Raw genomic sequence first — 10,838 nt, forward strand, 5'->3', positions numbered from 1 at the left:
TATATTTCTCGCTTAAACGCTTATCGTCCTTATAAGGACGTCAAAGACGCTTATACTTGTTTCCATATTGAGTATATTTTTTTCATGAAAAGAACCCAAAACACGATATATATCGTATACAATAAATATCGAAATACACAATTTCCCATCCGGGAACGCATACGTTATTCATATATCATAGATGATGAAAGAGGGAATAGCAGATGGCAATTATAGAAGTGGTGAAGTACGACGGTCCTCCGGGGATTTTCGCATGGAAATATCCTAACCAAGAGCTTGGGACGTGGACTCAGCTAATCGTTAATGAATCTCAGGAAGCGATCCTATTCAAGGGCGGACAAGCGCTTGATTCCTTTACGGCAGGGCGGCACACCCTGAGCACCGCCAATATTCCTATTTTATCTACTATCGTCAATCTTCCTTTTGGTGGGAAGTCGCCGTTCACAGCAGAAGTATGGTATGTGAACAAGACCAATTCGATGAATGTTAAATGGGGAACCAGCGCACCTTTACAACTCCAGGATCCTAAATACAAAATTATGATTTCTGTTCGTTCCTTCGGACAGTTTGGTGTAAAGGTGGATAATCCGCGCAAATTTTTGTTGCAGCTTGTTGGAACGCTTTCTCAGTTTGATCACGATACACTAGTGAATTATTTCCGCGGCTTGCTTATGTCGAATATAAATGAACTGATCTCATCCTACCTTGTACATAAGCAAATCAGTATATTGGAGATTAATGCCTATGTTGCAGAGATCTCAAAGCATATCCAGGGGCGGCTAGCATCAACTTTTCTGGATAATGGACTTGAGCTGAATAATTTCTATATTGATTCCATTAATATTCCTGATGATGATCCGGCAACGATTCGACTTAAGGAAGCTTTAGCTAAAAAAGCAGAAATGGATATTATCGGCTTCAACTATCAGCAGGAGCGTGGCTTTAACACGATGGAAAAAGCAGCAGGTAATCCTGGTAATCTTGGAGTAGGCATGATGAACACCGGGATGGGGCTTGGACTTGGTATGGGGTTCGCTGGACCGGCTATGGATATGGTGAATCGTATGACCCGAGGGATGAGTTTTGATTCAGGGACTACAGTTGTGCGTCAAGAGCGCTCCTGTTCGAAGTGTGGGGTTATGAATTCTGTTGAGGGAAGGTTCTGCAGTGGCTGTGGGCATGCTCTGGAAAGCATTCAGCAAAGCGCATCGACCGGAAACAAAATCAATTGTTTGGAATGTGGACATGAATTGAAAGCAGGAGCCAAGTTCTGTCCTGGTTGTGGCAATCCTTATCGTGCTTGTCCAACCTGTGGAGCAGATAATCCTGAGGGTGCATCTTCCTGTGTCTCTTGTGGAAAAGAAATGCCTAAAGCCTGTGGTAAATGTGGAGAAATGGTATCGCCAGGGGTGAAATTCTGCCCTCACTGTGGAGATAGCTTGGTTATTAAATGCGGAGGTTGTGGGCATGAGCTGAAGCCTGGACAAAAATTTTGTGCAGAGTGTGGAACAAAAGCAGGCTGAAGGAGGACGTTATGAACAAGGGCAAAAGCTATATTCGTATCATTTCCATTATTTATGTGGCTGCTATAATACTAACGGTATTCTCCTTTATAGGATTAGGCTTCTCTGAATCACTATTTCGATTCTTGACTTCACTAGTTGCTGTTCTGCTGGCGGAGAGTGTGGTGTATGGCTATTGTATTTTTTGGCTCCGTACTGCAGGTAGTGTGCAGCGGACCTCACCCGTTCTTCTCAGCGGTGCATTCATCACAGGGATTTATGCGGCTGGAGTATTCGCATCGGCTATTGTCTTCGATTGGCTACTGGAGCTGTCTCCTCTGTGGTATGCTGCCGTTCAACTGCTGATTCTTTTAATGGGTGGAATCACGCTGGCTGTGATCGGGATTTATGGATGGAATGCCGGAAGTGAAGAACAGCAAAGGCAGAGGTCTATGCAAGCTTTTCGGCAGCATCAGAGTGAAATAAACGAGATCAGTGCGCTGGCAAGCAGCTGGAAGAATCCCGAAACTGAACAGCTTATAAAAGTGCTCAATAATTTACGAGATCAATTCAAGTTCAGTGATCCTATATCAGATCCATCTTTGTATGCTACTGAGGACATCATGAATCAGCAGATCGCCCTGTTGCATGATCATGTGAAGCTTCTGCTTATGACAAATGAGCCACATGAGAACTGGCAAGCTGAAATCAACGAAATGGCCGACAGCATTAAGGCTACACTTGAACGGCGAAATCGGGAATTAGCAGCCCTTAAATAGGAGGAAATAACTACATGAACAGATTGAACATACAAGAGCCGTCACCGAGCCCAGCGGGGAGTACAGCGGTTCCTCTAATTAAATTAGATCGGACTGGGTTTGATTATCTCATTCTTGCGGCAGCTTATCTATTCACACCCATTGGACTCGTTCTTGCATTGTTACGTTTGATGCTAACTCATTATAAAAATCATCGGAGACCAACCAATCTAAATCTGATCATGCATGTATTTATCGGAGGATTTGTTGAGCTCTCTATTGCAATGTTTGTGGATACCATGAGTGGAAACACTGGAACTTCCGAATTGTTAACGATCCAGATTTTCCTTGCAGTCATATTTTTGATTCCGGCACTTATTCTTGCGAATGTGACAGCAAAAGCTAAACATACGCTTTCTAAGCTTAATACTTCTTATATAGAGCTGATTCTGAATAAAAATATCCGATATGTCGGCAGTATATCTGAACGGATAGGTCAAAGCGAAAGCGATGTACGGAGAGATGTCCAGTATCTCAAGAATAAAGGATTACTGGATATTGATATTGTACTTTCCGAGGGGCGCCAGACGCCAGATCCGTCCATGGCAGCACCTAATCTTGTACATTCTGGAAGGACATCAGGCTTCGGAGCCCAAGCTTCGGGTCAGCAGATTCATTCTCAGCCGCAGTCCTCACCGCTGCTGCCTAAGTCCATCCGTTGTCCGGGCTGCGGAGCACAGAACACGGTTCAGCCTAGTCAGTCAAAGAGCTGTGATTATTGTGGAACAATGATATCGTACAGTTAATGCCAAGGTTCTCCCTGAGCATTGTAGATATAACTTAACTAGGGGAGATAGAAGATGAGTAAATTGGATATACGAAGGCAGCCACCAACAACAGGCAAACCGATATATAAGCATGAATATGAGCGGACAACATTTGACAATACGATTATTGTGCTCGCCTATGTACTTGCACCACTTGGGTTGATCCTGGCGATCATTCGGTCATTATCTACACATTCCAAGATTCAACGCAAAGCAAGTAATTATAACCTGCTATATCATGCCTGTATGGGCGTCTTTATAGCGCTGGGTATTTATTTCGTAGTAGCTAAAATGATGGGCGAAATTGACTATGTTGCGCTCTTGATCAGATTAGTAATGATCTACGCACTATTTAGGATTCCCGCCATCAAGTTTTCAGTTAAAGCCAAAAATAAGAAAGAAGGGTTCACCAATCTTTGCAATGACTACATCGCATTGATTCTTGTGGATGGGATTAGGCATATCGGCAGTCTGTCTGATATTCGTGGCTATAGTGAAGCAGATGTTCGTAAGCATTTAGAATATTTAATAGACCAGGGACTGCTTGATCCAGATATCGTTTATTACGAAGGCCGAATAGCCAATCCGTTTGTGAAATTGCCGCCGAAGCTTACTCATTCTGAACAGACAAGATCTTCAAGGGATGTGAACAGCTCGAACATTACAGAGCAGCAGCCGAACAGGGCACAATCAGAGCCTAAACCACAGTCAACAAAGTATATTCTCTGCCAAGGGTGTGGTGCGCAGAACAAGGTCCTTGCGGGTCAGTCCAAAGAATGTGAATATTGCGGGACAACGATTGCGTACAGCTGATGCAGACAGCCTTGCATGAAATGGGGGATCAACTTAGATGAGCAAATTGAAAATACAATCGGAGGGTCCACCGCTAGTCCGAGTACCAGAGAATGACCATCACTACCGAGTCAAGCGCGATAGGACGATATTTGATCGTTTGATTATATGGATTGCTTATTTGTTTGCACCGCTTGGATTCCTATTGACGATGATCCGATTTGCAACTACACATTACAAAAATGAGCGAAAATCAATTAATTTTAAGCTGCTGTATCATGTGTTCATGGGAGCTTTTATGGAGCTTGCTCTCCTGTTTGTTTTGATGACGTATAAAGGTGATTTTAAGTGGTTCATATTATTGATTATCTTGGTCATGCTTTATGTGATCTTTGTGCTTCCAGCCCGTAACTTCTCTTCGCAGTCAACCTTAGTATATGGGCGATTTGAGTTTCTCTGTAAAAGTTACCTTAAGCTAATTAACGTGGATAATGTAAGACATATTGGAAATATAGCTGATACAGTTAAGGAAAGTGAAGCGGATGTACGTAGAGACCTGCGATATTTAATAGACTGGGGGATGCTTGCTCCGGATATTGTTTATTATGAAGGACGCGTCAAGCTTCTAGGTAAACAACCGTCGAATCTTGGGCATCCTGATCAAGCACTGCCACAGTCCACCCTAGAATCACAGAGCAGAAGTACCTCTGAACAGCAGATAACTTGGGAGCAAACATCGCTTAGGAGCAAAGATAAATCCCCACGACAGCTGCCCAAGTCCATAGGCTGCCCAAGCTGTGGTGCCAAGAATAGGGTGCTGCCGGGTCAGGACAAGATCTGTGATTATTGCGGGACGACGATTCCATACAGTTAGCGTACATACGATTGCCTGCTGCCCCCGGGAATCCGGGGCTTTTGCTGCACCGAACCCCCTGGCCTCAGAGTATACATATAAAGTTATTGCATTTTATAAGTCTTTTCCGATATAATGTCCACTAAGAAAACACAAAAGTCTTTGAGGTGAGGACGTTCGTGAAAGAACGCTATTATTTGGTCCGGGAGGACATATTACCTGATGCCGTACTTAAGACTATGCAGGTGAAGCAATTACTTGAAGCTGGGGATGCGAAGACCGTACATGAAGGTGTAGAACAGGTAGGATTAAGCCGAAGTGCTTTTTATAAATACAAGGATGGCATTCACCTGATCCATCAGTTAGAACGTGAGCGAATTGTTACGATCTCTATGGATTTAGAACATGAATCCGGGATGCTCTCCAAGGTTCTGGGATCTGTGGCGGGGCATGGGGCAAACGTGCTGACGATTCATCAGAGTATTCCGCTACAAGGACGAGCGAATGTGGTGATCTCCGTGGAAATCTCACATTTGAATGAGGAGCTTGGAGAGATGCTGGATAGTCTGAAGGATATTCCGGGAGTGAAGCGCGCCCTAATCGTTGGACAGGGATAGAGAAGTTATATACGTAAAACTTTTAGGAGGATACAGATGAAGCCGGTTAAAGTAGGATTGCTGGGTCTGGGAACAGTTGGTACAGGTGTAGTTCGTATCGTGGAAGGAAATCAGGAGGATTTAAGCAGTCAAGTTGGCTCTCCAATACTCATTGAGCGTATAGCGGTGAATAATTCCAATAAGCCACGTGATATTGAAGTTGATCCTGCCAAAATAACAACGGATCCATGGGAGGTTATTCGTGACCCTGAGATTGATGTAATCGTTGAAGTGATGGGCGGTATCGATGGAACAAAGGAATATATTCTTGAAGCTTTGGACCACGGTAAGCATATCGTCACTGCGAACAAAGATTTGATGGCGCTGCATGGTTCAGAGATTCTGGCTAAGGCACAAGAAAAGCAATGTGATGTCTTTTATGAGGCTAGTGTTGCTGGTGGTATTCCGATTATTCGGACGCTTATCGAAGGCTTTTCTTCCGATAAGATCATGAAGATTATAGGGATTGTGAATGGAACAACTAATTACATACTAACCAAAATGAGTCAAGAAGGCGCATCCTATAGTGATGTGTTAAAAGAAGCGCAGGATCTGGGTTATGCAGAGTCTGATCCAACTTCCGATGTTGAAGGGCTGGATGCTGCCCGCAAAATGGCGATTCTCGGAACCTTAGGTTTCCGCACTAACGTAGAGCTTCATGATGTCAGTGTGAGCGGGATTTCAGAAGTGAGTAAAGCCGATATCGCTTTTGCAAAGCGTCTTGGTTACGAAATTAAGCTGGTAGGCATCGCTGAACGTCAGGATGAAGCATTCAGTATCAGTGTTCAGCCAACCTTGATTCGGGCAAGTCATCCATTGGCTTCCGTTAATGGTGTGTTCAACGCAGTGTATGTTTATGGTGAAGCTGTCGGAGAGACTATGTTCTACGGTGCGGGAGCGGGCGCTATGCCAACTGCAACCTCGGTCGTCGCTGATTTGGTAGCTGTTATCAAGAACCTTAAGCTGGGTGTCAATGGATTGAAGCAGATCGTACCTTATAAGCAGAAAAAGCTTAAGAGTGATGAGGATATTTTTTATAAGAACTTCCTTCTTTTGCACGTTGACGATAAAGCAGGCGTATTGGCCAAGATTACTCAAGTGTTTGCCGAGTACGATGTGAGTCTGGATTCGGTAGTTCAGCAAGCCAATCCAAATAATCCTGACGCGGAAATTATTATTGTTACTCATAATGCGAGTAAAGCGAGTATGAACAAAGTGCTGCATCACTTTAAGGAACTGAAAGTCATCCACCGGATCAAGAGCCATTATCGTGTAGAAGGCTAGAACTGTAGCTAGGGTATACTTTTTATATTTAAACAATGAGTAAGGAGATTGCACCTGTTATGAGTACTTATGGAGTAGCAAGGGTTAAAGTACCTGCTAGTACAGCTAATCTTGGTCCGGGCTTCGATACTCTCGGCATGGCTTTGCCGCTGTATGCCTGGATTGAGATGGAGGAAGCCGAGGAGACTGTTTTTCATCTTTATGGTGATGAGATGAAGGGAGTGGCTCAGGATAAGAGTAATTTACTCTATAAGGTCGCTCAAATGGTATTTGCAGAGGCAGGCGTTACGGTGCCTGAAATATCTATATCGATGTACTCTGAGATTCCGCTTACACGTGGGCTCGGCAGCAGTGCTTCAGCCATCATTGGGGGTATGGTCGCTGCTAATACGATGATCGGTTCTCCACTGGATGATGCCAAGCTGTTTGATATGGCTACCCAGCTTGAGAAGCATCCCGACAATGTGGGGGCTTCCTTGTTTGGTGGCATCATTACCGCAGTGTGGGACGGTGATCATGCGGATTACGTTCGCCTAGAACCTCCACAAGATCTAGAGGTTCTAGTGGTTATTCCTGAATTCGAGCTGGAAACCACAAAAGCACGGGGAGTGCTTCCAACAGAAATCTCAGTTAGTGATGCTGTGTACAACATCAGCAGAACCTCTTTAATGACAGCCTCCTTTGCATCAGGTCGGCTTGACCTGATCAGCAGAGCGATGCAGGATCGTCTGCATCAGCCCTATCGAGCAGCACTTATTCCAGGCATGGAGAAGCTGCTCGCGGAAGCGCCTAACCACGGTGCTTTAGGAATCGCACTTAGCGGTGCCGGTCCTACCCTGCTGTGTTTAGTTGATCGCCATGAGACTCGTAAGCAAGAGCTTGAGGATTTCCTGATAAATACGATGCAAGAACACGGCATCTCTGCTCAGACTTGCTGGCTTATGCCTTGTACTTCAGGTGTTACATCAAAGCTTCTTGAAAGAAACGAGATGCAAAACGTTTCATTTTTGGATATGATAAAAGGAGAAGTACGGTTATGAAATCAATAGCGGTATTGCCGCAGGGCTCGGTATCTCACGAAGCGCTGCTGCATTTGTTTAAAGGTGAACCTGTGAATATTGTGCATCACAAGTTAATTTCCGATGTCTTTCTCTCAACGGCTGGTGGCGCCACTGACTACAGCGTTATCCCGATTGAGAACACGATTGAAGGCTCAGTTAGTCTACATATTGATTGGCTCATTAATGAGGTCGATCTGCCTATGCAGGCTGAATGGATCTTTCCTTCGATACAGAATCTCATCGGTCACCCGCTGGAATTCAGAGATGCTGACGGGAATAAGGATTTCACTAGAATGAAAAAAATCCTTTCGCATCCGGTTGCCATGGCACAATGCATGCAATTTGTTCGGAAGCATGCACCTTGGGCTGAACTGGAGTCGGTCGGAAGTACCTCGGAAGCTGTCGAAATCGTTAAGAACAATCCTGGCAAGGGCTGGGCTGCAATAGGTACGGCTCTTGGCGCTGCTACTCATGGGCTAGAGATTGTAGATCGGAAAGTTACAGATCACAATAACAACTACACACGATTTGTTCTTGTTGGCCCGCAGAAGGCAGATCTTCCACGGAGCAGCAATGGGGTAAAGACGAGTGTCCTTGTAACGTTGCCGGAGGATTTTCCAGGTGCTTTACATCAGGTCCTCGCTGCCTTTTCTTGGCGGAAGCTGAATTTATCGCGTATTGAATCACGACCAACGAAAAAGAAGTTGGGTACTTATTATTTTTATATTGATGTGCTGGAACCGATAGAATCAGTCTTGCTGCCAGGAGCGATTGAAGAGATTAGCGCTTTAGGCTGTCAGGTTCGGATTCTGGGCTCGTATCCCACATACACCTATGAGGAAGAGAAAGCGGAGGTGCAGTAAATTCATGGCTGAACAATGGATCTATCTGGATGGACAACACGTAACTAAGGAAAATGCAAAGGTATCCGTTTTTGATCACGGTTTTTTGTATGGAGACGGCATATTCGAAGGTATTCGTATCTACAACGGTAATATTTTTAAATGTAAAGAGCATTTGGACAGACTATATGATTCGGCGAAGTCGATCATGCTGGACATTCCGCTCACTTATGACGAGATGCTGGAAGCTATGGCTGAAACGATTCGCCTTAACGACATGCGTAACGGCTATATTCGACTGATCGTATCCCGTGGTCCTGGTAACTTGGGTCTTGACCCACGTCGTTGTCCTAAAGCCAGCGTAATCATTATCGTTGAACAACTGGCTATTTACCCAGAAGAAGCGTACATCAACGGGCTTCGTGCTGTTTCTGTATCCCAACGTCGTAATATTCCGGATGCACTGAATCCGAAGATTAAATCGCTTAACTATCTCAATAATATTCTAGTGAAAATTCAATCCAATCTGGCAGAAGCCGATGAAGCGATTATGATGAATGCCCAAGGATATGTTACTGAGGGATCTGGCGATAATATTTTCATTATCAAAAATGGTGTGGTCTTCACTCCTCCTTGCTATTTGGGAGCGCTTGAAGGAATCACACGTCTGGCGATCATCGAGTTATGTGAGAAATTGGGTATTAAGCTAAAAGAAGAACCGTTCACTATGCATGATGTTTACATAGCGGACGAGGTATTCTTCACAGGTACTGCTGCTGAAGTTATTGCTGCACGTGAAATTGACGGCCGAATCATTGGTGAAGGACAAGCGGGTCCAATCACTTTGAAATTACTTGAAGAGTTCCGCAACGTTGTTGACAAAGATGGCTACAAGGTTTGGGAATAACAGTTAATCGTACAATGTGCTCTTTACGTGCTAGTCGTGTAATGAGTATTGAATAGGCATTAGATATCCTTTCATGCATATGAAGAAGATGGCCGGAGGTCTCTGGTAAATCTTTTCATGTCTCATGAAAGGATTTTTTTTATTTCAGGGATGTCATTCGCCCATGGGCTGCATAAGATGTAGTAACGAAGGAGGCGGCTGTAACGCATATAACTTTGTAAGAGAGCAATGTTCCATCCAAAGGGTGTTTGCTTTCAAAGCCAGTTTTGCTGTGTAGCTGTAAGAAAGCAATACTCCACAAAACTTTTAGGAGGTTAATGCTACGTGAAAATACACATTGTCAAACAAGGCGATAGTCTGTATGCATTATCGCAAAAGTACGGAGTGCCGTTACAAAAAATTATTGAAGCTAATCCACAGATCAGTAATCCGAATGTGCTGGCACTTGGTGAAAAAGTAAAAATACCTACGGCTCCTGTATCCGTACCGGATAACAGTGAAGTTTACTACAAGCATACAGTCAAACAAGGAGATACCTTATGGAAATTATCTAAGGCTTGGGGAATCCCCTTAAAGGATATGGTTGAAGCAAACCCCCAGCTAAAGAATCCGAATGTATTGATGTTAGGGGAAGTAGTCAACATTCCTAAAAAAACATCAAACGCTTCACCCGTACAGCCAGGCTACATGCCTTCTAATGCTTCTGAGAAAACACAAGTTGGCGGGAAGGAATATACGGGTCCAAAAGAACAGCCAGTTGCTGAAGTAGTTCCTGCACCAAAACCGGAAACTAAACCAGAGGTCAAACCAGAAACTAAACCGGAAGCAAAAGCAGAAAATAAGCCTGAGGCAAAAGCAGAAAATAAACCCGAAGCTAAAGCGGAAACTAAACCTGCACCTAAATCATCGCCCAATGTCTCACCTTTGTATAATTCTGCACCACACCCATCAATGAACATCGCCCCTATTAATACTCAAAATGCTGCACCAAATCCTGCGCCGAATATGCAGATGGAAGTTGCTCCTGTGCAAGAAATTGAAATGCAGAGCTTATTCGTTCAGATTACAGTTCCAAATCAAGAGCCTGTAGCTCATCATGAGGCAGCAAAAGCTGAGATGAAGCCATTGGCTTACCAAGAGGAAAAGGCAGATTCTTGTGACAATATGGGATATCCAGGCCTAGGAGGAAATCCTTATCTCTATGATTCCTATCAAAATAGCCCTAATATGAATATGAATTGGGCACCAAGTTATGTTCAACCGGCGTCATATGGACCTGAGTGCATGTCTCCATACAACTATTCAGAAAATATGTATTCACCTAACATGAGTCCAGAACAATGGAATCCGAACGCT

Annotated in this window: 11 protein-coding genes; all 11 read left to right on the top strand. The window is 44.1% G+C overall.

Annotation, left to right across the window (positions count from 1 at the left end; translation table 11 throughout):
• Window positions 1-203: 203 nt before the first annotated feature.
• Window positions 204-1,523: an SPFH domain-containing protein gene (locus tag CA598_RS29775; RefSeq protein WP_094878814.1), complete on the top strand. Its 1,320-nt coding sequence runs from the start codon at window positions 204-206 to the stop codon at window positions 1,521-1,523.
• Window positions 1,524-1,534: 11 nt separating this feature from the next.
• Window positions 1,535-2,281, top strand: a complete 747-nt coding sequence (locus CA598_RS29780; protein ID WP_094878815.1) for a hypothetical protein — start codon at window positions 1,535-1,537, stop codon at window positions 2,279-2,281.
• Window positions 2,282-2,295: 14 nt separating this feature from the next.
• The gene (locus tag CA598_RS29785; RefSeq protein ID WP_094878816.1) at window positions 2,296-3,066 is read left to right on the top strand and encodes a zinc ribbon domain-containing protein; all 771 of its coding nucleotides are present in this window, start codon (window positions 2,296-2,298) and stop codon (window positions 3,064-3,066) included.
• 54 nt (window positions 3,067-3,120) lie between these two features.
• Window positions 3,121-3,900: a hypothetical protein gene (locus CA598_RS29790; protein WP_094878817.1), complete on the top strand. Its 780-nt coding sequence runs from the start codon at window positions 3,121-3,123 to the stop codon at window positions 3,898-3,900.
• A gap of 37 nt (window positions 3,901-3,937) precedes the next feature.
• Window positions 3,938-4,753 (top strand): hypothetical protein, encoded by an 816-nt coding sequence (locus tag CA598_RS29795; protein WP_094878818.1) that lies wholly within the window; start codon window positions 3,938-3,940, stop codon window positions 4,751-4,753.
• 158 nt (window positions 4,754-4,911) lie between these two features.
• Window positions 4,912-5,349 (top strand): ACT domain-containing protein, encoded by a 438-nt coding sequence (locus CA598_RS29800; protein ID WP_060621882.1) that lies wholly within the window; start codon window positions 4,912-4,914, stop codon window positions 5,347-5,349.
• Between the two features lie 36 nt (window positions 5,350-5,385).
• Entirely contained in the window at window positions 5,386-6,672 is a 1,287-nt protein-coding gene (locus tag CA598_RS29805; protein ID WP_094878819.1) for a homoserine dehydrogenase, read from the top strand.
• A gap of 59 nt (window positions 6,673-6,731) precedes the next feature.
• The gene (gene thrB, locus CA598_RS29810; RefSeq protein WP_094878820.1) at window positions 6,732-7,712 is read left to right on the top strand and encodes a homoserine kinase; all 981 of its coding nucleotides are present in this window, start codon (window positions 6,732-6,734) and stop codon (window positions 7,710-7,712) included.
• The gene (gene pheA / locus CA598_RS29815; RefSeq protein WP_094873197.1) at window positions 7,709-8,596 is read left to right on the top strand and encodes a prephenate dehydratase; all 888 of its coding nucleotides are present in this window, start codon (window positions 7,709-7,711) and stop codon (window positions 8,594-8,596) included. The genes thrB and pheA overlap by 4 nt, the downstream gene beginning before the upstream one ends.
• A gap of 4 nt (window positions 8,597-8,600) precedes the next feature.
• Window positions 8,601-9,482 carry a branched-chain-amino-acid transaminase gene (gene ilvE / locus CA598_RS29820; RefSeq protein WP_094873196.1) on the top strand — a complete coding sequence of 294 codons (882 nt, stop codon included), beginning with the start codon at window positions 8,601-8,603 and terminating at the stop codon, window positions 9,480-9,482.
• Window positions 9,483-9,806: 324 nt separating this feature from the next.
• Window positions 9,807-10,838, top strand: a 1,032-nt coding sequence (locus CA598_RS29825; protein ID WP_143812189.1) for a LysM peptidoglycan-binding domain-containing protein, incomplete at its 3' end; no start/stop codon positions are given.

It is taken from the genome of Paenibacillus sp. VTT E-133291 (genome assembly GCF_002264395.1).
Lineage (GTDB): Bacteria > Bacillota > Bacilli > Paenibacillales > Paenibacillaceae > Paenibacillus_AQ > Paenibacillus_AQ nitricinens.

Coding starts and splice junctions, on each gene's coding strand:
- CA598_RS29785 (WP_094878816.1), top strand. CDS start 2,296: ATGAACAGATTGAACATACAAGAGCCGTCACCGAGCCCAGCGGGGAGT.
- ilvE (WP_094873196.1), top strand. CDS start 8,601: ATGGCTGAACAATGGATCTATCTGGATGGACAACACGTAACTAAGGAA.
- CA598_RS29775 (WP_094878814.1), top strand. CDS start 204: ATGGCAATTATAGAAGTGGTGAAGTACGACGGTCCTCCGGGGATTTTC.
- pheA (WP_094873197.1), top strand. CDS start 7,709: ATGAAATCAATAGCGGTATTGCCGCAGGGCTCGGTATCTCACGAAGCG.
- CA598_RS29790 (WP_094878817.1), top strand. CDS start 3,121: ATGAGTAAATTGGATATACGAAGGCAGCCACCAACAACAGGCAAACCG.
- CA598_RS29805 (WP_094878819.1), top strand. CDS start 5,386: ATGAAGCCGGTTAAAGTAGGATTGCTGGGTCTGGGAACAGTTGGTACA.
- thrB (WP_094878820.1), top strand. CDS start 6,732: ATGAGTACTTATGGAGTAGCAAGGGTTAAAGTACCTGCTAGTACAGCT.
- CA598_RS29795 (WP_094878818.1), top strand. CDS start 3,938: ATGAGCAAATTGAAAATACAATCGGAGGGTCCACCGCTAGTCCGAGTA.
- CA598_RS29780 (WP_094878815.1), top strand. CDS start 1,535: ATGAACAAGGGCAAAAGCTATATTCGTATCATTTCCATTATTTATGTG.